The 23,683-nt window shown below is 58.0% G+C and carries 26 protein-coding genes; 7 read left to right on the top strand and 19 right to left on the bottom strand.

The features are described 5' to 3' along the window. Positions 1-45: 45 nt before the first annotated feature. The 3 genes from DOM56_RS12685 to DOM56_RS12675 all read left to right on the top strand — a co-directional run bounded on the left by DOM56_RS12685 (position 46) and on the right by DOM56_RS12675 (position 3,219). Positions 46-696: a S24 family peptidase gene (locus DOM56_RS12685; RefSeq protein ID WP_198655759.1), complete on the top strand. Its 651-nt coding sequence runs from the start codon at positions 46-48 to the stop codon at positions 694-696. A gap of 170 nt (positions 697-866) precedes the next feature. Then, positions 867-2,543 (top strand): ATP-binding protein, encoded by a 1,677-nt coding sequence (locus DOM56_RS12680; protein WP_110709250.1) that lies wholly within the window; start codon positions 867-869, stop codon positions 2,541-2,543. Between the two features lie 16 nt (positions 2,544-2,559). Further along, on the top strand, positions 2,560-3,219 hold the full coding sequence (locus tag DOM56_RS12675; protein WP_110709248.1) for an SOS response-associated peptidase: 660 nt from the start codon (positions 2,560-2,562) through the stop codon (positions 3,217-3,219). Positions 3,220-3,345: 126 nt separating this feature from the next. Here DOM56_RS12675 and DOM56_RS12670 read toward each other — a convergent pair whose 3' ends face one another. From DOM56_RS12670 to umuD, 3 genes are all read right to left on the bottom strand, one after another. After that, positions 3,346-4,422, bottom strand: a complete 1,077-nt coding sequence (locus tag DOM56_RS12670) for a restriction endonuclease (protein ID WP_110709245.1) — start codon at positions 4,420-4,422, stop codon at positions 3,346-3,348. Positions 4,423-4,563: 141 nt separating this feature from the next. After that, positions 4,564-5,841: a Y-family DNA polymerase gene (locus DOM56_RS12665; protein WP_110709243.1), complete on the bottom strand. Its 1,278-nt coding sequence runs from the start codon at positions 5,839-5,841 to the stop codon at positions 4,564-4,566. Continuing rightward, positions 5,838-6,281, bottom strand: a complete 444-nt coding sequence (gene umuD, locus DOM56_RS12660) for a translesion error-prone DNA polymerase V autoproteolytic subunit (RefSeq protein ID WP_110709242.1) — start codon at positions 6,279-6,281, stop codon at positions 5,838-5,840. The genes DOM56_RS12665 and umuD overlap by 4 nt, the downstream gene beginning before the upstream one ends. 164 nt (positions 6,282-6,445) lie before the next feature. On the opposite strand from umuD, the gene DOM56_RS12655 reads away from it, so the two are divergent. Next, positions 6,446-6,796, top strand: a complete 351-nt coding sequence (locus DOM56_RS12655) for a hypothetical protein (protein ID WP_110709239.1) — start codon at positions 6,446-6,448, stop codon at positions 6,794-6,796. Between the two features lie 18 nt (positions 6,797-6,814). Here DOM56_RS12655 and DOM56_RS12650 read toward each other — a convergent pair whose 3' ends face one another. Then, positions 6,815-7,582, bottom strand: a complete 768-nt coding sequence (locus DOM56_RS12650) for an HNH endonuclease signature motif containing protein (protein WP_110709237.1) — start codon at positions 7,580-7,582, stop codon at positions 6,815-6,817. A 306-nt stretch (positions 7,583-7,888) separates the two neighbouring features. Between DOM56_RS12650 and DOM56_RS12645 the strand changes: the two genes are divergently transcribed. Beyond that, positions 7,889-8,092: a hypothetical protein gene (locus DOM56_RS12645; protein WP_110709235.1), complete on the top strand. Its 204-nt coding sequence runs from the start codon at positions 7,889-7,891 to the stop codon at positions 8,090-8,092. Here DOM56_RS12645 and DOM56_RS19705 read toward each other — a convergent pair. The 9 genes from DOM56_RS19705 to DOM56_RS12600 all read right to left on the bottom strand — a co-directional run bounded on the left by DOM56_RS19705 (position 8,067) and on the right by DOM56_RS12600 (position 16,780). Beyond that, positions 8,067-8,687 carry a hypothetical protein gene (locus tag DOM56_RS19705; protein ID WP_157958231.1) on the bottom strand — a complete coding sequence of 207 codons (621 nt, stop codon included), beginning with the start codon at positions 8,685-8,687 and terminating at the stop codon, positions 8,067-8,069. The two genes, DOM56_RS12645 and DOM56_RS19705, sit on opposite strands and share 26 nt — an antisense overlap. A 30-nt stretch (positions 8,688-8,717) precedes the next feature. Continuing rightward, the gene (locus DOM56_RS12640) at positions 8,718-9,596 is read right to left on the bottom strand and encodes an endonuclease (protein WP_110709232.1); all 879 of its coding nucleotides are present in this window, start codon (positions 9,594-9,596) and stop codon (positions 8,718-8,720) included. 88 nt (positions 9,597-9,684) lie between these two features. Continuing rightward, positions 9,685-9,918: a DUF2188 domain-containing protein gene (locus tag DOM56_RS12635; protein WP_110709230.1), complete on the bottom strand. Its 234-nt coding sequence runs from the start codon at positions 9,916-9,918 to the stop codon at positions 9,685-9,687. Positions 9,919-10,033: 115 nt separating this feature from the next. Continuing rightward, the gene (locus DOM56_RS12630) at positions 10,034-11,041 is read right to left on the bottom strand and encodes a contractile injection system protein, VgrG/Pvc8 family (RefSeq protein ID WP_110709228.1); all 1,008 of its coding nucleotides are present in this window, start codon (positions 11,039-11,041) and stop codon (positions 10,034-10,036) included. Then, the gene (locus DOM56_RS12625) at positions 11,038-11,481 is read right to left on the bottom strand and encodes a phage tail protein (RefSeq protein ID WP_110709226.1); all 444 of its coding nucleotides are present in this window, start codon (positions 11,479-11,481) and stop codon (positions 11,038-11,040) included. Before DOM56_RS12625 ends, DOM56_RS12630 begins: the two co-directional genes overlap by 4 nt. Positions 11,482-11,923: 442 nt before the next feature. Next, positions 11,924-14,455: a phage tail tape measure protein gene (locus DOM56_RS12620; protein ID WP_110709224.1), complete on the bottom strand. Its 2,532-nt coding sequence runs from the start codon at positions 14,453-14,455 to the stop codon at positions 11,924-11,926. A 144-nt stretch (positions 14,456-14,599) separates the two neighbouring features. Continuing rightward, positions 14,600-14,902, bottom strand: coding sequence for a phage tail assembly protein (locus tag DOM56_RS12610; RefSeq protein ID WP_110709219.1), 303 nt, complete (start codon positions 14,900-14,902; stop codon positions 14,600-14,602). A gap of 139 nt (positions 14,903-15,041) precedes the next feature. Then, positions 15,042-15,554 (bottom strand): phage major tail tube protein, encoded by a 513-nt coding sequence (locus DOM56_RS12605; protein ID WP_110709217.1) that lies wholly within the window; start codon positions 15,552-15,554, stop codon positions 15,042-15,044. 41 nt (positions 15,555-15,595) lie between these two features. Next, positions 15,596-16,780 carry a phage tail sheath protein gene (locus DOM56_RS12600; RefSeq protein WP_110709215.1) on the bottom strand — a complete coding sequence of 395 codons (1,185 nt, stop codon included), beginning with the start codon at positions 16,778-16,780 and terminating at the stop codon, positions 15,596-15,598. A gap of 144 nt (positions 16,781-16,924) precedes the next feature. Here DOM56_RS12600 and DOM56_RS19700 point away from each other — a divergent pair, with 144 nt between their 5' ends. Next, on the top strand, positions 16,925-17,740 hold the full coding sequence (locus tag DOM56_RS19700) for a hypothetical protein (RefSeq protein WP_157958230.1): 816 nt from the start codon (positions 16,925-16,927) through the stop codon (positions 17,738-17,740). A gap of 339 nt (positions 17,741-18,079) precedes the next feature. Continuing rightward, complete coding sequence (locus tag DOM56_RS12590) at positions 18,080-18,409, top strand: YegP family protein (protein ID WP_110709211.1); 330 nt, start codon at positions 18,080-18,082, stop codon at positions 18,407-18,409. 42 nt (positions 18,410-18,451) lie between these two features. On the opposite strand, the gene DOM56_RS12585 is transcribed toward DOM56_RS12590, so the two are convergent. The 6 genes from DOM56_RS12585 to DOM56_RS12560 are packed head-to-tail and all read right to left on the bottom strand — an operon-like array spanning position 18,452 to position 23,605. Beyond that, complete coding sequence (locus DOM56_RS12585) at positions 18,452-19,045, bottom strand: DUF4376 domain-containing protein (RefSeq protein ID WP_110709209.1); 594 nt, start codon at positions 19,043-19,045, stop codon at positions 18,452-18,454. Then, positions 19,045-21,150: a hypothetical protein gene (locus DOM56_RS12580; protein WP_110709208.1), complete on the bottom strand. Its 2,106-nt coding sequence runs from the start codon at positions 21,148-21,150 to the stop codon at positions 19,045-19,047. The genes DOM56_RS12585 and DOM56_RS12580 overlap by 1 nt, the downstream gene beginning before the upstream one ends. A 9-nt stretch (positions 21,151-21,159) precedes the next feature. Then, positions 21,160-21,723 (bottom strand): phage tail protein I, encoded by a 564-nt coding sequence (locus DOM56_RS12575; protein ID WP_110709206.1) that lies wholly within the window; start codon positions 21,721-21,723, stop codon positions 21,160-21,162. Continuing rightward, positions 21,716-22,615 carry a baseplate J/gp47 family protein gene (locus tag DOM56_RS12570; protein ID WP_110709204.1) on the bottom strand — a complete coding sequence of 300 codons (900 nt, stop codon included), beginning with the start codon at positions 22,613-22,615 and terminating at the stop codon, positions 21,716-21,718. Before DOM56_RS12570 ends, DOM56_RS12575 begins: the two co-directional genes overlap by 8 nt. Position 22,616: 1 nt before the next feature. Then, positions 22,617-22,958 carry a GPW/gp25 family protein gene (locus DOM56_RS12565; protein ID WP_232822276.1) on the bottom strand — a complete coding sequence of 114 codons (342 nt, stop codon included), beginning with the start codon at positions 22,956-22,958 and terminating at the stop codon, positions 22,617-22,619. Positions 22,959-22,966: 8 nt separating this feature from the next. Further along, positions 22,967-23,605 carry a phage baseplate assembly protein V gene (locus tag DOM56_RS12560; protein WP_110709200.1) on the bottom strand — a complete coding sequence of 213 codons (639 nt, stop codon included), beginning with the start codon at positions 23,603-23,605 and terminating at the stop codon, positions 22,967-22,969. Between the last annotated feature and the right edge of the window lie 78 nt (positions 23,606-23,683).

Genomic DNA, 23,683 nt, shown 5'->3' with positions numbered 1-23,683 from the left:
TCATGGTTCAAAAAATTGAACCAGTCAATGTCGAGGTCCAAAAAAATGAATGTTGGTGAGCGCCTGAGAAAAGAGCGCGAGCGTCTGGGAATGACTCAGACGGCCTTGGCTGAGATCGGTGGAGTGGGCAAAACCACTCAGATCAACTACGAGAAGAACAACCGCAATCCTGATACCGGATACCTTTTGGCGCTCGATGCGGTTGGGGTCGACACCTACTACGTACTGACCGGACGTCGGACTGGAGGCGCCGATTCGGAATCGCTGGAAATGGTGGGCTTCGAGAATGCTCTTCCCGTGCCGATGTACGACATCGAGGCGGCAGCGGGGGCGGGACGCCTCTTCGATGCCGAGACGATCCAGTCGACGTTTTACCTGCCGGTGGAGCTTTTCGAGGCTGAGGGCGTGGATCCTGCCCAGGTCGTCGGCGTGACCGCGCGCGGCGATTCCATGGGCGACACGATTCGCGACCGCGAGCAGGTGCTGGTCAACCGCGCCCAGCGCACCCCGGATGGCGTGTTCCTGCTGCGTATGGACGGCGAGTTACGGCTCAAGCGCGTGCAGCGCGTCGCCGGCGGGGCGTGGGTACTGATTAGCGATAACCCGGCCTACGAGCGGGAACTGATCAAGCCGGAGGATCTTGGCGGGGTGGAGATCATCGGCCAGGCATGGCGGAAGGTGGGCAGGGTTTTTTGACCCGCCATCTGTATTTACATAAAAACAGATTTATGGATCTGCAGCGAAACGACAAACCATAAACTGATTATCGGGCGAAGACCCGAGTACGCGAGGTCGCAAGTGATTTTTACATACTTTTGTGCTGTTGATGCCCATGTTTTTTATCCAGAGCTATTGGGCGGTAAATCATGAAACTCTTCGAGATACAAGTTGCAAACTTTAAAAGGATAACGAGTGCTCGGGTGGCGCTGGGTGATATTACATATTTGGTTGGAGGTAATAACTCGGGTAAAAGTAGCTTTCTCCAAGCGATACACATGGCGGTCATGTGTGGCAGAAAATCTTTGGAAACAAAGCAAGCTGCAATAGCGGAATCTAGCTTGCAATATGTACCTACTGGTGATTTTCAGTTTTTAGGTAACTCTAGACCATATGAAAATAATAGAGAAAAGGGGTCTAGAGGTAAAGTTGTCTTCTTTGGAGAAACCTCAGATCAAAATTCGGCAAGTTATACTATCGAGATTTATAAAGCCAGAAATTACCATAATGTAGGCGTCGACCGTAGAGGTGTTGCTATTAACTTTGGCGTCAATATATGCGACACCCAAAAACTTTTCAGTGTATACGTCCCCGGTCTTTCTGGAATTCCTCATCATGAAGAGATGCTAAGTTATGCCTCTGTAATGAAGAAGGCGGCAGGTGGTGAGGCTAATTTGGTTTTTCGTAATATATTGAGATTGCTAAAAGAAAAAAATAAGTTGGATGAGCTACATCTAGTCTTGGCTAGTATATTGGGGGAGTGTGAATACAAAGTAACTTTTAATGAAGATAGAGACCTGTATGTAGATGTTAAAGTGAACTTGGGTGCAGGTTTCATCCCAGTGGACCTGGCTGGCACTGGGGCGATCCAGATCACGCAAATAATTGCCTATGTTATTTTGTTTGAACCTAAGTTGCTTTTGATTGATGAGCCTGATAGCCACCTTCACCCATCAAAGCAATCGCAACTTGATAGTGTGTTTAAGGCAATTGCTGAAAATTACGGTTGCAAGATTTTAATTTCTACCCATAGTCGACATTTGATCAGTTCTTGCTCTCCTGAATCGAAACTGGTTTGGATGAAGGATGGATCTCCAGAAGCTCAGGAAAATACGGAACTTGCATCGATTTTAATGGATCTCGGTGCCCTTGATCAAATCGATGCAAATGGGGCAGATGTGTTGGTTTGTACTGAAGACAAAGGTGCCAAACCTCTCGGCGACAGTATCAGTAATGCTATTCCGGGTAGCTCCATAAAAACAATATCGTATAATGGTATCGCTAATGCCTCCTCGTCAATAATAATCGAACGAATGGCGGAGCTTCTTAATAACAAGCCCCGGTTAATAATACATAGGGATAGAGATTTTCTTGTCGAAGACGAATTGCATGCTTGGGCTGAGCCATTCGAAAATAGGGGTATGGCAATATTCTGTCCCCGTCTTTGTGATATTGAATCTTATTATTGCACTCCCGAGCATTTAAGTGCCGTTTATGAGGTTGAGCCTGAGCTTAGTCGCGGAATAGTGCGTGAGCTTCTTGCTGATAACCACACAGCTCTATATGGCAAGTTTCGTGAGAAACGAAGAGATGCTGTAAAAAAATATTGGCCCGATGGCGGTTCACCTACCACACGGGATCTTTGGGACGAGAATGATGGAATTCAAGAAGACTTTATTTATGGGAAAAAGTTTTTAGGCGTGATAAACGAAAAGTTTACTGCTGCTCTTCGACAACGAGGAGTGGAAAGGTCAAGATTAAACGTATATTCCATTCCAAGTGAGCGCCTCAAAACTGAGTTTGAGCAGTTCTTGGCCACTATTTAGATGTTTGGGTTGATTGATGTGTAGCCGCTTCTCTCTCTATAGCACCTACCAGCGATTCGCTCACCGTATTGGTGAGCTTCGCGTCGATGAGCCGCCGACGCCGCGCTACAACGTGGCGCCGGGTACATGGATCTCGTCGATTCGTCGGCAGGCGGATGACCCGCAGCTGACGTTCGATAGCGTGTGGTGGGGCTACAAGCCGAAATGGGCAGGGGAGACGGCGCCGCAGCCGATCAATGCCCGTGTCGAGACGGTGGCCACCTCCAATTTCTACCAGGCGGCGTTTCAGCGCCACCGGTGCCTGATCCCGGCCGATGGCTGGTTCGAGTGGCTGCCCGGTACCAAACCGAAGCAGCCGCACTTTCTGTGCCGAGAGGATCGGGAGCCGTTCTTCTTCGCCGGCATCTGGACCGAGCGCGTCGATGGCAAGCCGGGCGTCGCGATACTGACCGAACCCGCCCGCGGCTCAGCGGTGGACGTTCACGACCGCATGCCTTTGATCCTCACCGACGAGAGTATCGAGCCCTGGCTCGACCCGGCGCTGACCGATCGCGAGACCATCCGCCGATTCGTGAAGCACGTGCCGGCAGAGGCGTTCACGCATTGGGCCGTCTCGACCCGCGTGAATAAGCCGGGCGAGGGGGATATAGGCGAAGTGTATTTGACTCCAGTGTGATAGTAATCGTCGCTTTAGGTTAGGGCTTTGGTGAACTAGCTTCCTTCGCAGCGGGTTAAAAGCATGAATGATGCTTACCTACTTTAGATTCAATCCTCCCACTTGGTTACTTGTTTGATTTTTACGCTATTCGGGTATCAACAGCTCTATGTTGAGCTTCGTACCCATTTCTTGGGCAGCCTTGGTGAAACCATTTTTCGCAATCACGATAGCGTGATCGCAGTCGTAGTATTTGGCACCGGAGTGGGCTTGCATGATTGCATCTACACCGACTTCTTTTTGGTAGTCCTTGCACTGAATTCCAATTTTTATTGCACTTGATTCGGCTATTATATCTATACCGAAATCACCACTGGTCGGTGTCTCTGATACAGCATAGCCTAGTTTTTTGTATAGCGATAAAATATTTTGTTCTAGTTGAGATCCGTCGTTTTTTATTTGTTTTGACATTCCGGCCATGGACGATTTTTCGACTAGATGTTTTTCCAGCCATAAGGTTAGCAATTCAAATGATGTTGGTTTTTTTTCGTAAAATCCGTCCTTGAAGTCTGTCTCGTACCCAAGTTCTTTTTTATAGATTTGAGCGATTTTTCTTCGATCGTATTCGCCCGTCGCGAATTTTATTTTTCTCGTTGAAAGCAAAGGCCTCCAATGCGGAATGAATGGCATGTGTGCTTCATGCAAACGTTTGATGTCTTCCACTGCGCTTACAAGAACAAATATGACCTTAAGGTATGCCAGTACTTCTAACTTTCGATCTTCTTTGTTTTTTTGGTTTGACGATGCTCTAGCCTTGTTTGCTTTATTTAGAATACCCCTTCCTTCTTCGGTTAGATAATGGTTAAGATTTTTCTCGAAAAGAATAGCTTTTGCAACACAAGCTTCTGCAATTTGATTTAATTTTTCTAGTGTAATGTCGGATTTTGTCTCGAAGCTGCCCGTCAACTGAGTGCAGAATTGGTCCACTCCGTCAATCCTAGCACCTTTAGCTTGCATTTCGCTGTCTGTGTAGTAAAAGCAAGTGCTGCTTACCTTACTCAATGCTAGGTATTCATTGCTTATATCTTTAGTCAGTGATGCTGATTCATTGTAGTGACAGGTTGCCACCAGGAGTTTGTTTACACCTGCTGCACTGTACACATTACCTGCTCTATTAAGAACCTCTGACTCCCAATCTCTTTCCAAATCTGGATACGAATCCATTTCCACCTCTGTTTAATTGGTTTTTAATATCTATCGGCTTATATGTGACTACCGAATTCATTGCATGTGTATGTTGTCTGTACGTGTCATTAGGTGTGATGAGTGACTTTCTTAAATCCGTGTTAATAATAATGTCATGATTCAAGTACGTGCAATTGCAATTTCTTCCCACCTCGTCGTATATCGCGGCGACCGATGCGCGCAGCGCAGGTGCCAGGCCGCGCCGGCACTGGGTGTGCCGATCCTGACGGTGCCGCGCCCCATTCTCTGATTCAGTTCGTCCATCACGCCCATGAGCTTTTCGCTGCGCTGACGCTCGGCGTCGCTTTGCTGCGTGCCCAGAAGTGAGAGCTGCTCAGTGCCACGGTCGCAGATCTCCATCAGCATCACGCCGCCTTTCATGTAGCGCTTGTTCGGCGCGTGTAGACGTTCGAGTACCTGGATGGCGGCGGTAACGATCTCGCGGCTGTCGTCGGTGGGGTTGTCCAGTTCGATGATCATGCTGGGGTTGTGCTGGGCGAGATCCTGCCGGTGGGGGTTGGTGCGCAGGAAGACGAGCACGGCCCGGCAGAGTGAGCCTTGCTTGCGCAGCTTCTCGGCGCTGCGCTGGGCGTGCTGTCGGATCGCTTCGCGGATCTCGCCCTTGTCGTTGGTGAGCCGGCCGAACGATCGGCTGGTCATGATGCGCTCGCGCGCGAAGTCCATTCCCATCATCTCGATGGCGTCGACTTCCTGTAGCTCGAGCACGGTGCGTTCGAGCGTGACGGAGAAGCGCCGACGGATCTCCTTGGCGTTCTGGTTGCGCAGATCCCAAGCGGTGTTGATGCCCAGGTTGCCGAGCTTCTCGGCCAAGCGGCGGCCGACGCCCCAGACGTCGCCCAGCTCGAAGCGCTGGAGCAGGCCCTTTGTCTGGGGGCTGTCGGGGTAGAGCACGCAGACGCCATCAAACCCGGCGACTTTCTTGGCGGCGCGGTTGGCCACTTTGGCTAGGGTGCGCGTGGGAGCGACGCCGATCGACACGGGGATGCCGGTGTATTGCTTCACTTGGCGGCGGAGTTCGCGGGCGTGGTCCTCGAGCTGGCCGGGGGCGAAGCCGTCGAAATTCACCCAGCACTCGTCGATGGAGTAGGGATCGATGCCGGCGCTGAATTCTTCGAGGACCGCCTGGACGCGGCTGCTGATATCGCCATAGAGCTCGTAGTTGCTCGAGAATAGGGTGATCTCGTCGCGGGCGACCTGTTCCTTCAGGTAGTGGGCCGGGGTGCCCATCTTTACGCCAAGCGCTTTCAGCTCGTTGCTGAGGGCGATGACGCAGCCGTCGTTGTTGCTCATGACGCCGACGGGTTGCCCGTTCAGGTGCGGTTTGAACAGCCGTTCGCAACTGACGTAGAACGAGTTGCAATCGACGATCGCGATCATACGGGGAACTCGATGTGGTTCGAGCGCACGACGCCCCAGATCTGCGACTCGACGCCGTTCAGCGGAATCGGCGGGTACCGGTTGCCGCCGGAGCAGAGCAGTTGCCATTGCCCTCGCTCGATCCATTTCTTGACCGTGAATTCGCCTTCCACCAGGGCCAGTACGATATGCCCGGCGCGGGCCGTGATGGAGCGATCGACGATCAGGTAGTCGCCTTCCTGGATGCGGTACTCCTCCATGGAGTCGCCCACGGCCTGGAACAGGAACGTCGCGGCCTTGTGCTTCACAAACTTTTCGTTCAGATCGAGCGCGCGACCGGCGTAATCCTCGGCGGGGCTGGCGAACCCGGCAATGCCGCAGCGAGCGAGCACGTCCGGGTATGGGATCTCAAGCCGCGTGCAGTCCGGCCGCATGGGGCCGATCAGTTTGACGTTGGACATGGTGCATCCGCCTTCCTTTAAAGCGCTGTATGGGTATACAGTATTTAACGGAAGGCGAGCCCCGGGCAAATGATTCTTTGGGGGCCCGGTGGACGATAACGGCACGGGGCGGGCAACGGCGCGGCTCCTGACGATCATGAAAAAAATGCATACGTGGGGAAACGATGCAGGTTCAGTACTTGGGACCACTGATGATGGGGCTGGGGCATCCAGCGTTGATGGGCTACGACCTGGGGAGCTTTCCGCCGAGTTGCTTCGCCGTGGAGCTGAAGGAGGGCGCCGGCGTCGATGGCCCGCTGATCGAGGGCGACGTGCTGATCGCGGACGAAAGCCGGATGATCGGGCACGAGGATCTCACCGTCGCGAAGGTAGAGGGGGAGCATCTGCTGGCGAGAGCCTGGCGCATTGGCGGCCGGGTGCGGCTGATACCGCTGCAGGGGCGGGAGTCTCTCTTCGCGCGGGAGGAAATGCTGCTGGGCGTGGTGGTCAGCCAGGCGCGGCGGTATGTGGTTTAAGAGTGCGTGAAACAATGATTAATAATCCCAGTAAAGATCGTTCGATCCTGTAGTGCTTGAATTTACGCCCCCTTTTTTGCTGTTACAGCTATTACACAGTATCTGTAAATTAGTTGGATCGTTAATGCCTCCTTTAGCTAGAGGCACTACATGGTCGATTGCATCTCTCGAGTTGGTTGTTAAACTTTGGCTGAGGTCAGCGTGACATTCGACGCATCTCATTTTATCTCTAAAACCTAATCCTCTCCTAAGCCAACCCGGCCATCGCGAGTATCTAATCATCATGCCGTCTTTTTGTAAATAATTCGGATAGTGCTCTTTTTTCATTTTTAATATTTTTTCGGCAGCTGCAGAATTAAATTCCTGCATAATTCTGCGGTCGCTAAAGAGCAAATTAAAAACTTCTTTTGTGAGAGACTTAAGGGCTTGGTTTTCAAAAGCACCCATAAGGTAGTCTCTGCTATAGTTTTCCGGATTAGTATCTTGTATAGGTGTGGTTATATTTGAGCCTTCTTGGTGACAAGCGATTAACTCAATAAGCTCAGGGCGAAATGCTTCAAAATCCATTTTTGCGGCTGCTTCAACTTGCTGAAAAATGCTCTCTTCAATAAACTCGTGAAGTAGTGTTTTCTTATTTGGTTTTAAAGCTTTGTTTAAAAAAACATCACCCATGTTATTGAAGAAGTGATGGGTGTCAAATGGGCCGTCGCCTGTTTTTATTTGCGTTCTTATGATGTCGGCGAATCCAAATGATTGTTCGTACTTAAAGTCTTTAAGGTTCTTCATCTTTAACCTTTTTAGACAACGATTGTGTCGCAATTTGGGTCGGTGTGACTAGCTGTTACAGACAGCTTCGCACAGAGTGCCATCATTGTCGCCATCCAACCGGCCTTTACTGCCCTGAGTGAGGTGGTTGCGTGTCTCGGCGCAGGAGTGCATCTGTAAGCTGGCCTTTCGTGTCGAGCAACTGAACTCACGTTCCTTAGGCGTTTTCCTCGAGAGAGTCCTCGACCTCCGTAATCAGCCAGCCGGCGCCGTCGATGTCGGATTTCCAGCCGGTCAATGCTACAGCGTATCGAAGATGAAAGTTCTATGATCGACAACGAGGATCTCACCGTCGCGAAGGTAGAGGGGGAGCACCTGCTGGCGAGAGCCTGGCGCATCGGCGGCCGGGTGCGGTTGGCTCCGCTATACGGCCGGAAGTCACTCTTTGCGCGAGAGGAGATCCTGCTGGGCGTCGTGGTCAGCCAAGCGCGGCAGTATGTGGAATCTATTTATTCTGGCTTCTTTGAATAAAGCTATCTTGAATAAAAGCGTTGACCTCGTTATGTTTTATAATACTTTCTAAACCTAAAATTCCGTGCATTCTTTCGAATTGGTAAGCTAGCTTTTCTCTAAAACTACTTAGCTTCTCGTTGAGATTTTTTAGCTTTTCAATTTCAAGCTCCAAAGAGTTTTCTGAAACATCAGTGACTGAGTATCGGTAGCCCTGTTTGTGCTTGGCTTTGCTTTTCATGCCTAGCACAAGATCAGGAGCTTTTCTGAATTCTGTAACCCAAAAAGTATGAAGCATGGTGTTTCTGAAGCGCTCGCATTCTTCACACTCCTTAATCAGTTCTTTTAGAGTGACGAGAACTGGCGTTCCGTCACTAAAGGTATCGCTATCTGTGTGCAAAAATTTTAATAGAGAGCCCATAATATCTATTTTCGTGCGGAATGATATTTCGCTAAGTATTATTTCTATTTGGCGAAAACTCGATGTCATGCAGCTGAATATGATACGCCCAATATTTACATCGATGGTTTGGAATAATATAACCGTTTCTCCCAAAGACTTTTGAAGATATGCAACGTTGGTTGAGGGCGGTTTTTGGTCTATAGGTTTTTTCACTTAAAGTATCTCCGCAACATTAATGTATGGCTAGTACTTGCAGATAGCTTCGCACGGCGTGCCGTCGTTGTTGCCGTCCAGCCTACCATTGCCGCACTGCTCAAGGTGAAACCGCGCCTCGGCGCAGGACCGCATCTGCCCGCAGGTATTGCGCGTCGCGCAGCTTAAATCTTCGTCGCTCGCTGACTGAAGTGACTCCGGGCGCGGGGGCTCGGCCACCTGTTGGATCGTCGGCGCTGTTTTGTCGACATAAGGGTTGCCGCTGCCTTGGATCGCGGCGATACGCCGGTTTCGCTCCCGCTCCCAGTCGCTCACCGGATCGGAGTTGGCCCACGCCTGAAACAGCTGTTGTTGCTGCCGGCTGACCTGGATGCTGTAGGTGTCGCGCATGTACCAGTAGGTGCGCGCGACGTCACCGCGCACGTCCGCCGGCGGCTCGAAGGTGCGCTCGGGGAAACTGACCTTTGCTTGGCACTGGCCATACTGGTAAGCGTCGCCGCTGGCGATCATCCCGTAACGCATGTTGGAGCGATCACCGTTCACCTCGCCAACCGATGGCACGAGATTCACCAGATCCGCCTCGGCCTGCCGGAACACGGGATCGTTGGCGCGGCAGTTACGCCGCCCGCCGTCCTGCCAGCACTGGCGCTGTCGACCGAAATCATAAGCGGGCATGACGTGCTCCCACTCGATCCGCGCGGCGCGCTTGGGCTGTTTGCGGATCTCGTAGCCGCAACTCGCGAGATTCGGCCCTGCATCGAAATCAAACTCGCAACCGCAGTAGAACGTCTGGTCCTGATCGTAGTAGACCTGGTTCTGGGCGATCCGCTTAGCGGCGGAAAAGGAGGTGGGAGGCGCCCCGAGCGCGGGGAAGGTGACAAGTACTAGCAAAGTGATGATAAAGCGCATGCCGGGCTCCATATTCAGCAGGCGCGGATTGTAGGGGGAGATAGTGGATAAAGCATCAGACCCCTTCACAGGGGCCTGATGAGAAGTCTCAGTTTTTGTCTTTGGGCGGGTTGGGATCTCTGCCGTGGCTGTCGGGGTTCTGAATCCTCCCATCCTTGCGATGAGGTATGAATTCCGTACCTTGGTTGCGGCTGACCCCCCGACCGTAGTCCATGGCCTCGTCTTTGGTAGCGAAATGGCCGCTGGCCCGCTTCGCCCCGTCTCGCTTTACATCCCAGCCGCCATTAGGGTTTGGGACGACATGATGTTCTTTCCTAGTCATTACGCTCACCTCACACCAGTATCGGCGTTAGAACGATGCACACCATGTTGTGTCTGATGCGCCAACCAATACCATATATGGCAAAATGCGCTTGCACAACACGTTGAGATGCTCGTCAGCGTTGAGCTGGTTGCTCTATCTCACATCGTATGCGGGAGATGTAACCGCTGTAGTCGAGGCTGTCTTCGACGTCGGTGGCAAGCCAGTCGGCGTCGTCGATGTCGGCTTTCCAGCCGGTGAGGGTGAGTGGCGTTTCCGGCGTAAGGTCGGCACGGCCGTGGGCCAGGGTCAGTTCGAACGTGGCTTTGCCGCGCTGGATTCGCCGGAGCTCGGCCTTGGCGGCGTCGAGGGCGTCGCCTTCGTTGGCGAAGGTGTCGCGCAGGTCCTTGAGCTTGTCGGCGGTGCCGGCGATGGCGGCCTGGCGCTGGCTGCCGGCCGTGTCGTTCCAATAGGCGCGGACGCCGGTGTAGCTGTCGCGATCGGTGCGGCTGTAGCGGTGCTGGTCCCCATCTCGGCGGGTGAGCGAGACGCGGGGCAGGGCGAGGCCGCTGGCCGTGAGCGCCTCGCCGGCGAGCGTGAACAGCATGCGTTCGGATTTCACCGCGGCGATGGCGTCGAACCGCTGGCCCAGGCGGGTGATGAAATTGAGGTCGGACTCGTCGGTCTGGTCGATGTGGCCAACGCGGATGCCGGCGAGCGTATCGCCGATGACCGGAGTGAGGTCGTGGCGCTTGGCGATGGTCTCGATGATGTCTGCGATGGTAACGCCGTGCCAGGACTGTGAGCGCTTGCCGGGCAGAAGGTTGCGCATGTCGGCGGCTCGGGCGCGGATGGTCACGCGATCCGGTGAACCGCTGTGTTCGACCTCGTCGACGATGAACACGCCGCGATCGACCAGACCCTCGTCCTGCCAGCCGATGGCCACGCTCAGCGGGGCGCCGTGGGGTGGCAGCGCCAGGCGGCCGTCATGGTCAGTCAGGCTGAGATCGAGCTGATCCGCTTCACCACCGCGCTGGCTGGTGATGCGCAGGTTGATCAGCCGGCCGTTGATGCGCGGCGTGATGTCCTGGCCGTTCAACGTGATGCGATAGCCCGGGCGGTGGTAGCCGTTGGCGGCGCTCATGCGTAGGCCCCGGCGAGGCGGGCGAGCGATGAGGTGCTGAGATCGCCGAGCAGGTCGGTTCGATCATCGTCGACGTGCTCGAGCGAGAGCGTGAATTCGATCTTGCCGGCGGCGCCGTCGCGGAACAGCTCGCTTGAAGTCTCGTCGACCTTGGTGATGACCCACAATCCGTACTGCCTACCGGTGCCCTCGACCAGCGGCCAGGCCTTGCCTTGGTCGGCCATGTCGCGGATGTCGTCCAGATCCAGCCGGCCGCCGGTGAATTCGGGCAGTAGGGTGCCGGTCAGGGTAATGGTATCCGCACCCGGGCCGATAAACTGGTATGCCGGTCGATCCCCAACGCGTGACTGTGACGAATGGCGCCACTCGGTGGCGCGTTGGAGTTGCTGGTAAGGTACCGATCGCGTCTCGAACACGAACATTCCAAGGGCCATTAGCATATGAATTCTCCTCGCAAGAGATCAGAGGTTGTCGCTCAAGGGGGGAAACCACTGCTATTTATCACTGTGGTTTCGGTTCTCGCTTACGCATGCTGGTTTGGTTATTGGCGACTTTGGGGAACATCAGGGCTTTTTGATGTCATTCAGCAGAAAGCGGGATTGATTGGCCCACTAATGCTGGCGAGCGGGATCGTGGGCAGTATCAAGATCATTCACGCAAGCAATCGGCGATGGCCATCTACCAGCGTTGGGTCCTACGTCATTTCTCTGATTTGCTTGATGTTCATCGTGATCTCTCCCGCCCAAACCGACCCGACAGTTCCGCAGCTCCCAGGGGCAGTTACTATTGTGCTCCCGGTGCTTTGGCTCTGGGGATTCATTCTTTCCGCTTTGACATTGGTGATGACTTCAAGAGCTCATATCTTTGAGGGCGAAGGTGAAGCTACTTCCTATCCCACATCGAAGAACGCCCCCGCGCCGCCTGCTCGCGCTGCGCCTGCTCGAGCGCCCGCTGAACCTCACGCGCCACGTACTGAGCCAACGCTCTCTCATCCATCCCTGGACTCGCGGTGACATTGATATCGCCGAGCTGAATGCTGTTGTCGATGTGCTGCTGGCCACCACCGGTATTGATCGGCGGTCGCGTGTCGAAGCGGATCGGCTCGGCACTGGCGTCGATCGTCGGCATGGCTGCAGCGGGCAGGGTGGCGGCGCCCAGGGCGATACCGGCACCGGCCTGGCTGACGCGCTTAGCGATCTCGGCGACGCGCTTCACCGGCTCGTCTCGCTGCCGATCGAGGCCGACGTTGAGGCCGTCAACGGTGTAGCCGCCGAGCTGAGCGAATACGCGGCTCGGTGAGTGAATACCGAGCTTGTCGGCGAACCAGCCTTTCACGTCGCCGGCGATATCCGACACCTTCTCTTTCAGTGCGCCGAGCTTGCCCGTCAGCCCGCCGATCAGGCCGTCCACGATGAAGCCGCCCAGGGACTTGAACTTGTCCGGGATCTCGACGCCGAGCTTTTCGAGCGCGGCGGTGATGGCGCGGTAGATCAGACCGAACGGCGACCAGTCCATCAGCAGTTTGGCGATGCTGCCGATCCCGCCATTGAAGGCGGTCTTCACGTCTTGCCAGCGCTGGGCAAACCATCCGCTGATCGATCCCCAGTTCCGGTAGACCAGGTACGCGACGCCGGCGAGCGCGGCTACTGCGGCGACGATGGCCATGATGGTCAGTGATGCCGGATTGAGCGAAAGCAAGGTCAGGGCGTAGCGCACGGCGGCAATCGGGCCGAGGATCGAGGTCAGCATGACGGTCAGCGCGCCGCCGACAGCGACGACGACGGCCAGCACGGCCGCGACGCGGGCGAGCACGCCGGCCAGCTCCGGATTGGCCTTGATCCAGTTGCCAATGCCGCGAGTGATGGCGGTCACGTTCTGGATCAGATCTCGCAGCGGGCCCTCGTTGGTGTCGGTGATCGAGATGCCGACTTCTTCCCACGCCGATTTCAGCCCTTTGAGGTCACCGCCGATGTTGTCGGCCATGGTGCTGGCGACACGGGCGCTTTCGCCGGTGGCGTCCTTGTACATCTCGACGAACTTCTCGATGCCGGCGGCGCCTTGCTGGGCGATCAGCTCGGCCATGCCGGCGCCGGGTTCCTCACCGAAGATCTGCTTCAGATATTTGGCGCGATCGGCGTTGCCCATGTTCTCGGTCGCCTTGGCCACGTCGGCAAGGATTTTCGGCACGTCGCGCATGTCGCCTTTGGCATCCTTGGCGCTGACGCCCAGCGTCTGGAGCGCGGCGGCAGCAGCACCGGTGGGGGCGGCAAGCCGGGTCATCATGGCGCGCAGCGTGGTGCCGGCCTGGCTGCCCTGGATCCCCACGTTGCCCAGCAGCCCAGCCATGGCTGCGGCCTGCTCGAGCGAAAGGCCCATCGCCTTGGCCTGGGGCGCGACGTACTTCATCGAGTCGCCGAGCATCTCGAGATCGACGTTGGCGCGTGTGGTCGTTGCGGTCAGTACGTCGGCGACGCGTCCCATCTGGTCGGGATCGAGCCCGAAGCCCGACAGAATGTTGGAGCTGATATCGGCGGTGCGGCCGAGATCGGTGTTGTTGGCCAGCGCCAGGTTGAGCATGTCCGGAATCGCCTGGCCGATCGATTCCGGGGTGAAGCCGGCCATGGCGAGAAAGGCCTGGCCACGGCCGACATCGGATGCGCTGAAAGCCGTACTGGCGCCCAGGTCGCGGGATTGCTCCTTGAGCGCGGCAAAGCGCGGGTCTTCCTTGTCCAGCCGGGTCAGCGCCTGCACCCGGCTCATGGTCTCGCCGTACTCGACACCGGGCGATAGCAGCCGCCCGGCACCGTAGAGCGCGGCGCCACCGGTTGCGGCCGCGGTGAACCCTGCGCCGGTCATGTTGTTGGCGCGGCCGATGGAGCGATGGTAGCGCTGCTGGGCCTGGGCGAGTTGCTTCTGCTTGCGCGCCACCTCGCCCATGCGAGCCTTCTGGGTGGCAAAGGCCTGGTTGGCTTCGCGGATCCGATGGGCGAGCTGGCTTTCGCTGCGCCCGAGGTTGTCGGTACCGACGCCGCCCTGGCGAAGACTGCCGCGCAATTCTCCCAGGCGGCGGCGCTGGTCGCCGAGCTTGCCGGTCAGGCGGTCGACTTCGTCGCTGGTCTGCTTGAAATGGCGCTGGAATTTATCGGTGGGGGCATCGGTGCGCTTGAGTTCGCCGCGCATCTGGCGCAGCCGTTCCTGCGCGGCGGCGAGAGCTTCGCCGTTCTCACGGGTGGCCTCACGGAGTTTCCGGAAGGAGCCGAGGTCACGCTGCTGTCGCTCCAGCTTGCGAAGCTCGTCCTTGCTGGCGCGCAGGGCGTCGGCGGTCTTGCCGCTGCCCTGGGTGATCTTCCTTAGCGGACCGGTCGCCTTATCGACGGCGTCGAGAATGACCTGGAGTTTGAGATCGCGCGCCATGGGAGTCCTCGGAGGATGAGCGTTTGCGGGCGCGCTCGCGCCAGTCCATCAGTTCGCGGAGGGTGAATTCCGCGCAGTCGGTGGGGGTCCAGTGGAAGACGATGGCGAGATCCGCCATCGCGTCTTCCACCGAGGCGGGAAGGTTTACGCGGTCTCGCCCCGTGCCCGCTTCGAGAGCAAAAAACTGGCGATCTCGCCGCCGCACTGGACCAGATCGGCCGGGTCCATCTGGCGCGCCTCGTGGTCGGTGAGCGACGGATTGGAGAGGCGCGGGATCAGCTTGATCAGCGCGTCGGTCTGCATCTGCAGCACGTCGGCGAGATTGACGCCGCGCAGTTCGCCAGCGGTGGGCTTTCGCAGGGTGATCGATTCGATGATGGTCTCGCCGCGTACGACCGGTGTGTCGAGTTCGACGGTGGCGGTGGTGGTGGTGGTCTTCTCGGTCATCTCGTTACCTTTTCGGTGGCTTGGGCGGTGATTTTCGTCGGTGTCGATTGGCACCCACGCGCCCGGGTTGGTGGCTACTGGATGGCCGCTCGCGCTCGAGCACGGCCACCCAGCAGATCAGGACCAGCAGCAGCATCTGCTAGATACCGAGCGCCTGGCGCCGCTTGGCGAGGCGGTCTTCGCCGTTGACCTTGAAGACATAGTTCGGGATATCGACCTCGATCTTTGTCGAGCCGTCGATGACCAGCTTGTAATAGCTGAGCGTGGTGGTGACCTGGTGCTCGGTGTTCTCGCCGGACTGGGCGTCGCCCATGTCGATTTCGGTGTGGCGGCCGCGCATGACCACCTCGACGGCCACGACTTCGTCGACGTCGTCGCGTTCGTAGCTGCCAGTCATGCGCAGCAGATCGGCGTCGATCCGGCTCGAGCCGAAGTTGTCGAAGATGCTTTCGACGAGGCCGCCGACGGTCCACTGGCAGGTCATCAGGCCATCCATGCCCATATCAATGCCGACGGTGCCGTCCATGCCGCCGCCGCGCCATTCTTCGATCTTGCGCGTCAGCGTGGGCAGCGTGACGGATTGGATCTGGCCCTGGTACGAATCACCGTTGCCGAACAGGTTGAGATCCTTGAGTTTCTTGGGGAGTGCCATCGGTCAATGCTCCTAAAAGATTCCCGGTACCGAGCCGGCTGTCAGGCGGTCGCGGCGACGCGATCGGCGAAGTCGGCGAGGTAGGTGTCGGTGATGCGCTGCTGGAACCCGAGATCCTCGAGCGGCGGCACCGGCGTGTAGTCGTAATCGATGCGCAGCTTGCCGGCCTTGAGGCTTCCCGCGGTGTTGAGGTCTTCATTCAGCCAGGCGTTGCCGTCAACGATCAGCCCCAGGGCCTTGAGTTCGGCGAACTTGGCGTTGATACCTTCGATGATGTCGCGGGCCAGCGAGGCGTGCAGCGACTTGTCCACCGCCCACAGGTGCGCCTCGGCGATGGTGTCGGCGAGGATCTGCGCCGTGCGGGTGTAGTTCTCGAACGGGAACAGGGATTCCGGGCCGGCGCAGGTGCGGGAGCCCCAGAAGCGGTAACCGGACTGGTTGATGAGCGTGGTGACGTCAGCGGCGTTGAGGATGCCGGCGTCGGTGTTCGGGCTCTGTAGATCCCAGAAGACATCGCGATCGATGCCGGTCACGCCGTTAACCACGACGTTGGAGATGGTCTTGTGCCAGCCGACGGTTTCATCGAGCTTGGCGCGCATGCCCAGGGCGACGGCGACGGGGCTGGTCGAGACGGTTTCGGCACCATCGGTGTCGAACGCCTCGAACTGCGGCCAGATCACCATCAGCTCCCGCGCGCCGAACTGGTCGCGGTACGTCGTGGCATCGGTGATCGTCTCGCAGCCGTGGGCGTAGACGTAGCCGAAGGCACGCAGCGACTGCAGCACCGAGACCATGGCGGTGGCGACTTCCTGAGTGTCGAGGTCCGGACAGCCGATAATCCGGGGCGTGACGCCGAGCTTCTGCTTGGCCGTCATCAGCGCCTGCAGGCCGGTGCGCTGGCCGTTTTCGAGCGTACTGCCGATGACATTGGCGCTGGTGTCGGCTTCGTCTTCGCCCTCGGCGACGCGGACCACGACGATGATCGGCTTGGCCTGGTAGCCAATGGCGGTCAGCGCATCTTTCAACGTGCCGCTGTCGCCGGCCTGGCCGATGGCGGTGGCCACGTTGGTCACCAGCGCCGGCTGGTTGAGCGGGAACGTTGCCGCGTCCGCATCGGATGCCGTGGCCACGATACCGATAACGGCGCTGGAGATGGTGCGAATGACGCGCGTGCCGTCGTTCACTTCGGAGACGCGCACGCCGTGGTGGTATTGGTCGAGTGCCATGATGGATCCTGATCAGGGAACGGGGCTTTTTAGGCAGTTCAGGGCATCCATGGTGTGAGGGCTGGTAGGCTGGGGCGAGCAGTTGGCGTTGTAGAACGGCGGGTAACAATCTTAGATCGTTCAGATGATGTGGAGTCGGCAACTATGCGTAATTTCGAAGGGTTTTTATTCCTGAATATCGATAACTTTGCATGTGCGTGGAACACCTATATTGGCTGTATACATTCAGCTGACGCGGGGCTAACTAAGCCAAAGGGGTTAGCTGTATCTAGCTGGATGGCATTCTTGCTAAAAGATATGCGGCGGTTTGAAATTGAGTCTGTATTTGAACGTGTCAGACAAGCTGAGCGTCCTGGCGCGCCATCTAGGATGCGTGGTTTTTTTGTGCTGGAGGATATGGAGAGCGCCGTAAGAATTTTGGATGAAGATCCTTGGGGGTGTCATTTCTGCGAAGAGTTTATAACTGATATTGGTGTGAGCGCAGTCAGTGAAGTCCGAGTTGATTCCAACTGGTTTCATTATTACCGAAAGCTGATTGGGGAGGGTGGGGATGCAACTGACATAGCTAGGAATTATTGGGGCGGTAAGCCTTGCCCCAAAGAAGCACCAATTTGGGAAACTATAGTGGATGGGGAGATAATGGTCTGGGGTACAGAGCTTAGAAAGCACGCTTTCGAGAATATTAAAATGCGAGCTCCGCAATGTATCCCGTTTCTTGAGGTTGCTAGAATTACTCACCTAAGCTTGAAAGGATATGGTGAGGTGGCAGCTTTCTTTGACTCTGCTGAAGCGCAGTATGTTAAGTATTTTATAAAAGCCGAAGGAAGTGATGAAGAGTTGACTGCCCTGCTTGAGAAAGCGGAAGCAAGAGGCGAAATTAATCCCGCAGCATTCGCTGATTTCAATAGGTATGGGCTCGTTCTCCCTGATTTGAATACCGAGACCTTCAAGGTTCTATAAACATTAGAATGTGTTTGATGTCGAGCGATAGAAGAGCCCGCCACTCGGCGGGTTTTTTCGTTGCGCGGATCCGTGCCCACTCAACTCCGACCCCGGCCCACAGCGCGAGGCGATCAAGGCACCGTTCATCACGTGGCCGTGAAGGCTGGCCGCGGCAGGCACTGACGGGCGGCGAGGGCGTCGCAAAGCCGGTACCCGGCCCGTACAACTATCGGCTACCTCCTCCCGTACAGTGTTGCTCTATGACACTTAAAGGGGGTATGGGTGGAACTCGGCGGGAAGTATGAGTGATCGCTAATTCTTCGCGCTGATCCCTATGCGACACACAAGGAGTCGAGCATGGCCGGTTACTACGAACTGACCCAGAACGACAGTGGCAAGTACCACTTCAACCTGAAAGCGGGCAATCACGAGAAGATCCTGAGCAGCCAGGTTTATACGACGAAGAGCGGCGCGGAGAACGGGATAGAGTCCTGCCGCAAGAACACGCAGGAGGACGCGCGCTACGAGCGCAAGGTCGCCAAGGACGACAGTCCCTATTTCGTGCTGAAGGCCGGGAACGGCGAGATTATTGGCACCAGCGAGATGTACAGCTCGGCGTCGGCGCGTGACAACGGCATCGAGTCCTGCAAGACGAATGGCAAGGGCCCGACGAAAGACAAGACCTGAAGCTCCGTCTAACCGGCCCAGTGGCGGCTGGGCCGGTTTTTGTCACTCCTCCCACGTCACGGTCTCGATGGCTTCTCGATCCCCGGCCTCCATGGCCGCGCTGACGGCGTCCTTCAACTCCCACGACTTGGCCAGCAGCCGCTGCTTGAACGCTTTCGCGGCGTCGGTAAGCGCGATCATCTGCTCTGGCGTGAGCGCGTAGACGGTGTTCGACCTGGCGCGCAGTGACATGACGGCGCCGGTTTCGCCAGCGGCACGGAGATCTCGCGCTTCGATGGCCAGGCCGAGCAGGTTGGCTTCGTCTTCGTCCGGGCGGGTCTGGATCACGTCATCCGTGCCGTCGGGCAGGGTGTAGGGCATGCCGGCGGCGAGAGTGGCGGAGAGGGCTGATTCGATGAGGGCACGCTGACGCGCGGCGACCGACCCGATGGGTTCTGCTGGGGACGGTTGCCAGCACGGCTGGCCCGCCGAATCGCTACCGCGAGTCATGCCAGCGGGCGGCTCACCCAGACCAAAAATCTGGAACGTCTCGTCGTCAACGTTGACGGCATCATCTGGCCAGGTGCCGGCAGCGATGTAATCGGCCTGCATTTCGGATGGGTAGAACGCGTTCTGCGTTGCGCTGTAATGCATCATCAGTACCCCACGGCGATGTAACGAACGGTTTGTCCCGAGTACGGTTGTTCCGCACCGATCGCGAGCTGGAAACGGTTGTTCTCAAGCTGCTCGGCACAAAGCATGGCGCGTGATGATCCGCCGAACTGGAGATTCCCGAACGATGGGATAACCTGGCGACACGCGTTAGGGAACGTGATGGGAAAGCCGATCTTCCATGTATCGTATGCGCCACCGGAATTACCACCCGACCGGTTGTTCACTTCACCCCATTGAATGATGGTGCCATCGGGATTTTTGACGTATCCGCTGGTTCCTCGGCTGCGCGCTGCATCGCCCTCATGCCAGATATTGTTGCCGTTCCATTGAAGGCCGCTTCGGCTTCCCAAAAGCTCCTGATCGAAATTTATTGAATCTCCCTTGTTTCGCTTCCGACTGTCGAGGCTAATCCTCCACGCGGAATTATCGCTATTGTCGATATCCGCTTGGAACTCGACAGCGCCGCCGACGGCTGTCGATTTGTCCTTGTCCATGCCGAACTGTAAGCCGGCGTTGCCAGCGCCGTCGTTATCGAACAAGTTATGCTCTTTGTTGCCATCAGTGCCGAAGTAAAACTTATTGCCGTTTACATGAAACCCATCGCCTACCGTTTGGTTAGCGGCACCGACCTTTATTGGATTAAGGTTATTGGCATGCCATAGTTCAGAAAAACCGCCGCCATTACCGACTGATATCTCGTAGCTTCTTTTTCCACGCCTGGTGATTCTGAAAATGTCATCCCCGTTGCCTTCGGGGCCATGAATGAAATGAGTCTCTCCGTTTGCGAACCCGGATAGACGCAGCCCACCGGCGCTTCTGTAGACGATGATAAGTCCTTGGTCGGAATCGACTTGTAACTCTCCCTTGAGCTGACTCTTGGCGTCGCTTCGAATGAACTGGCTTGCCTGGAGTCCGTCTAGTTTGTCCGCGTCCAGACCCGACCCAGACCCTTGCTTGACGGAAATCGTGGGAATGCTGTCTTTGCCTTTGCCGCCGGTTATCTCGATGTTGTTGCCAGCCTGAGTTGTCGCCGCCGTCATGACAGCGTACGGGCCTTCCGTGCCGATAGGCGGCGAATCCATGTAAACGAAAATGCCGTGGCTGTGATCGAAGATAACGGCGCCGTCTTCTTTCACATCACCCGCTTCTCGATTGCCGAGCAACAAAACGGCATTCGCGACATCGCTGCGCATGAACTTTTCCGATTCCAGCCCATCCAGCTTATCCGCATCCAGCCCTTTGCCCGAGCCTTCGTCACGAACGGCCGCCGTTCCCAAGGTGGCGAGTGCGGCTTGCACCGTCTTCGGGTTGCCGAGCTTAGCCAGGGCCCCCAGGCTGATACGGTCCCCAGCGTGGGCGCCGGTTTCCTGACGGTGCTGGTCCAGCGCGGCTTTATTGGCCGCTGGCGTGACTGCGCGGGTGTTGTCCGCGCCATCCTTGGTTTCCTGATAGGTCGCGAGTTCGACCATTCCCTGATTGTTGGTATTGGCGGCGGGGTGGTCGCGGCTGGCTGCGTGATCGGTGAGCTGCTTTACCGTGGCGTAGGCGGCGAGCACTCTGTCGATGAACGCTTTCAGCGTGCGGGGGACGACTGCGCGTAGCCTGTCGGTGCCGGCGTCGACTTCCTCCTGGGTGGCGAGTTCGAGCACGCCTTTGACGGTGGTGGATGCCGGGGGATTGAGGAACGCGGCATCGCCGAAGGTGATGCTCGAGACATCGAGCGATTCCACCACCAGGTCGGTGGCGAGCAGCAGTGTCGCGGGCGCCGCTTTCTCGATGATCCAGTCGCTTTGCGAGTAGACCGCGAACAGCACGCCGGCATCGGTGAACAGGCCGATCTCGCCGACCTGGTAGGCGTCGGCGGTTTCGTCCTGGACGGTGACGTGAAGCGTATCGTCGGAGACCGCCTGGCCGGCGATGGTGTCCACGCGCTTGATCGGCGCTTCCAGCTCGGTCTGATCCTTCGTCGGCGCATAACGCCCGGATCCCAGCCCGACCTCGGCGATGACCACGGCGTTGGTGCCGTTATTGTCGGGGTCGACCAGCGCGGCGCGGCCGGCGTCGGTGATGGTGAAGACAATGGCCATGGGGATCCTCTATTCAGCGGTGGCCGATAGCCGGCGGTAGATGAACGGGCGTGCTGCCCCTGCGATGCCGACCCCGCCGGCTCCACTCAGCCCGGCGGTGAAAGTGAAATGCGAGCGGACCGGCTTGGTGCGGCTGATCTCGTCGACGATGTCCTGTTGAAACTCGGCGTTATTGGGGACGTCCGAGCCGAGCGTCAGCACCACCTCGAAGGTGTGGGGCTCGCCCCTGTCTGCCTTCTGCCACCACTCGCGCAGCGCCAGGCTGCCGCCGAAGGAACGGACGACGTCTCGCACGCTTTTGGCGGTGCCCTTGCGGCGCTGGATCTCGATGGCGTCGCGGATGCGCTGGCGCTTGATGCGCTCCGGCCAATACGGCTGCCAGGAATCCAGCGACATCGCCCAGGCGAGCCACGGCAGCAGATCCGCGGGGCAGGTGTCGGGGTTCCAGAGCGTCCGCAGTGGTACCGGTAGGTCGCTGGCCGTGGCGGTGGTGGCCTCGAGCGCCCGCTCGGCTTCGGTGGCGTTGGGCGGCAGTAGGCTGACGGCGCGGCCTCGGGCGTCTGAATCACTCATCGAGACCTCCGTCGGTCAGATCGATTCCGGAGCAGTAGGTCGCCTGGGTGCGGTCGACAACGATGCTCGCCCCCGGTGACGTGAGTTCGACGCGCTGCACGCCGGGCTGATGGAGCGCGGCGTAGAGGCCGGAGAGCGTGACGTCGAGCCCGAGGCGGTGCTGTTGCTCGGCGTACGTCGCGGCCTGCTTTTGTGCCTGGCGCATGACCACCTCGCGATCCGGCCCGGCGTAGAAATAGAGCGTCGCGTCGATGTGGTACTCGATGATCTGGGCGGTTTGCACGGTGACGTGGTCGGTCAGCGGTCGAACATCCTCGGCGGATAGCGTTCTGTTGACGACCTCGAGCAGCGACGCCGGCGCGTTGCCGTTGTCATTCCGTGAGAGCACGGTGACGACGACTTCACCGGGCGATGGGCTGGTCGCGCTGGCATCCAGCACGGCGCCATCGGCCGACAGCGCGTGAAACACATAGGCACCCTCGGGGCCGGCTGTGCTGAACCCTTCGAGTGAGAGCTGGATACGGCGGCGAAAATCGGCGTCGCTTTCGAACGTCGGTTCGACCGGCGGTATGGCATCGGGATCACCGGTGGTCAGGGTCTGGCGCTCGACGCCGTAGAGCGCGCCGAGGTGGTCGAGATCCGAGCCGATGGCGTAGGCCAGCATGACGCCCTTGGCGGCCTCGTTGATGCGCTGGCGCAGCAGCATTTCGCGGTACGCGGCGACCTGTAGCACCTTGTAGGCCGGGTCGGATTCGACGGTGACGTCAAAGCTCGGATCGCGCTCGCGCAGGTCGGCCAGCATCGCTTCTAAGATGACTTCGAACTCGATTTCCTCGACGACGGCCGGCGCGGGCAGGCGCGAGAGGTCGACGGCGGTGAATCCTCCGGCCATGTCAGTTGCTCCCCGTCAGCGCGACGTCGAGGGTGACGTCGTCGCCGGTGTCGGTACGGCGTGCGGTGATGCTGAGATCGAGCCGACCAGGGCGGGTGGTCGAGACGGTGCGCGTGATCTGCTTCACGCGGATCCGCGGTTCCCAGCGCATGAGCGCGACAACGGTGGCCGAGTAGGCGCGCAGGGCGGTGGCACCGTTCAACGGCTGGTCGATGAGTTCGGGCAGCAGAGAGCCGTAGTCCCGGCGCATGACGCGGGAGCCGATCGGCGTTGTCAGGATGTCGGCGATGGATTGGCGAATGTGATCGACGCCGTCGAGGGGCTGGCCGGTCGTGCGGTTCATGCCTGGCATCAGGTCACCCCGTTGGTCTTGTCGCCGCCGCGTTGCACGCCGTCATGGGTGTGGCTCGAGCTGATGTCCTTGCCGTTGCTTGTCACCGCGCCCTTGAAATGAACCGCGCCAGACATGGTCGCGGTCTTGCCGCTGGGCTGGCTTAGATTGCCGTTCAACGTGACGTTGCCATTGATGACGACGTTGGCGTTGATGGTCGCGCCGCCGGCGGCCGTGGCGGTCAGAGCGGCGGCGGTAGTGACGGTGACGTCGGCCTGGGCGTCGACCGATGCCGATCCGGGCAGCGTGGCGCGCAGGTGGCTTGCTTCGTGGTCATATTCGATCACGGCACCATCCGGCATCAGCCAGTGGGTCAGGTTTGGGGCGTTGACCGGCGCGGGGTTGGCGTTGGCATAGATCGCCGGCAGCGCAATGGCGGCGCGCAGCTCGCCGCCGGGCGAGACCAGCACGACCTGTTCGCCGGTAGTCGGCGGGTTCCAGGTGCGGGCTTGACCGGCACGACCGACGAGCCACGGGATCCAGTCGGTCAGTAGCTCCCCGGTGCGCACGCGGATGCACGCGGTGGCGTGGTCGACCTGGGCGACCGTGCCGATGCGGATCACGTTCTGTAGTAATCGTGCGAGTTCGACGGAATTCATGGCGTACCGGGCTGAGTGACTATGCGGCTATCGTCCGCAGCGTGGCGGCGGCTGGCGAGCGGCGCGCGTTGTAGAACG

The organism is Salinicola sp. CR57 (assembly GCF_003206585.1).
Lineage (GTDB): Bacteria > Pseudomonadota > Gammaproteobacteria > Pseudomonadales > Halomonadaceae > Salinicola > Salinicola lusitanus.
Note: the sequence above shows the minus strand (reverse complement) of the source record. Positions and strands in the feature narration are given on the sequence as shown.

Bases quoted from the DNA above. Each gene is read 5' to 3' on its own strand.
- DOM56_RS12560 (WP_110709200.1), bottom strand. From the start codon at position 23,605: ATGAATTCCGTCGAACTCGCACGATTACTACAGAACGTGATCCGCATC.
- DOM56_RS19700 (WP_157958230.1), top strand. From the start codon at position 16,925: ATGCGTAATTTCGAAGGGTTTTTATTCCTGAATATCGATAACTTTGCA.
- DOM56_RS12665 (WP_110709243.1), bottom strand. From the start codon at position 5,841: ATGATCGCGATCGTCGATTGCAACTCGTTCTACGTCAGTTGCGAACGG.
- DOM56_RS12575 (WP_110709206.1), bottom strand. From the start codon at position 21,723: ATGAGTGATTCAGACGCCCGAGGCCGCGCCGTCAGCCTACTGCCGCCC.
- DOM56_RS12585 (WP_110709209.1), bottom strand. From the start codon at position 19,045: ATGATGCATTACAGCGCAACGCAGAACGCGTTCTACCCATCCGAAATG.
- DOM56_RS12630 (WP_110709228.1), bottom strand. From the start codon at position 11,041: ATGAGCGCCGCCAACGGCTACCACCGCCCGGGCTATCGCATCACGTTG.
- DOM56_RS12620 (WP_110709224.1), bottom strand. From the start codon at position 14,455: ATGGCGCGCGATCTCAAACTCCAGGTCATTCTCGACGCCGTCGATAAG.
- DOM56_RS12640 (WP_110709232.1), bottom strand. From the start codon at position 9,596: ATGCGCTTTATCATCACTTTGCTAGTACTTGTCACCTTCCCCGCGCTC.
- DOM56_RS12610 (WP_110709219.1), bottom strand. From the start codon at position 14,902: ATGACCGAGAAGACCACCACCACCACCGCCACCGTCGAACTCGACACA.
- DOM56_RS12590 (WP_110709211.1), top strand. From the start codon at position 18,080: ATGGCCGGTTACTACGAACTGACCCAGAACGACAGTGGCAAGTACCAC.
- DOM56_RS12600 (WP_110709215.1), bottom strand. From the start codon at position 16,780: ATGGCACTCGACCAATACCACCACGGCGTGCGCGTCTCCGAAGTGAAC.
- DOM56_RS12570 (WP_110709204.1), bottom strand. From the start codon at position 22,615: ATGGCCGGAGGATTCACCGCCGTCGACCTCTCGCGCCTGCCCGCGCCG.
- DOM56_RS12625 (WP_110709226.1), bottom strand. From the start codon at position 11,481: ATGCTAATGGCCCTTGGAATGTTCGTGTTCGAGACGCGATCGGTACCT.
- DOM56_RS12675 (WP_110709248.1), top strand. From the start codon at position 2,560: ATGTGTAGCCGCTTCTCTCTCTATAGCACCTACCAGCGATTCGCTCAC.
- DOM56_RS12580 (WP_110709208.1), bottom strand. From the start codon at position 21,150: ATGGCCATTGTCTTCACCATCACCGACGCCGGCCGCGCCGCGCTGGTC.
- DOM56_RS12670 (WP_110709245.1), bottom strand. From the start codon at position 4,422: ATGGATTCGTATCCAGATTTGGAAAGAGATTGGGAGTCAGAGGTTCTT.
- DOM56_RS12645 (WP_110709235.1), top strand. From the start codon at position 7,889: ATGATCGACAACGAGGATCTCACCGTCGCGAAGGTAGAGGGGGAGCAC.
- DOM56_RS12655 (WP_110709239.1), top strand. From the start codon at position 6,446: ATGCAGGTTCAGTACTTGGGACCACTGATGATGGGGCTGGGGCATCCA.
- DOM56_RS12650 (WP_110709237.1), bottom strand. From the start codon at position 7,582: ATGAAGAACCTTAAAGACTTTAAGTACGAACAATCATTTGGATTCGCC.
- DOM56_RS12685 (WP_198655759.1), top strand. From the start codon at position 46: ATGAATGTTGGTGAGCGCCTGAGAAAAGAGCGCGAGCGTCTGGGAATG.
- DOM56_RS12635 (WP_110709230.1), bottom strand. From the start codon at position 9,918: ATGACTAGGAAAGAACATCATGTCGTCCCAAACCCTAATGGCGGCTGG.
- DOM56_RS12605 (WP_110709217.1), bottom strand. From the start codon at position 15,554: ATGGCACTCCCCAAGAAACTCAAGGATCTCAACCTGTTCGGCAACGGT.
- DOM56_RS12680 (WP_110709250.1), top strand. From the start codon at position 867: ATGAAACTCTTCGAGATACAAGTTGCAAACTTTAAAAGGATAACGAGT.
- DOM56_RS12565 (WP_232822276.1), bottom strand. From the start codon at position 22,958: ATGAACCGCACGACCGGCCAGCCCCTCGACGGCGTCGATCACATTCGC.
- umuD (WP_110709242.1), bottom strand. From the start codon at position 6,281: ATGTCCAACGTCAAACTGATCGGCCCCATGCGGCCGGACTGCACGCGG.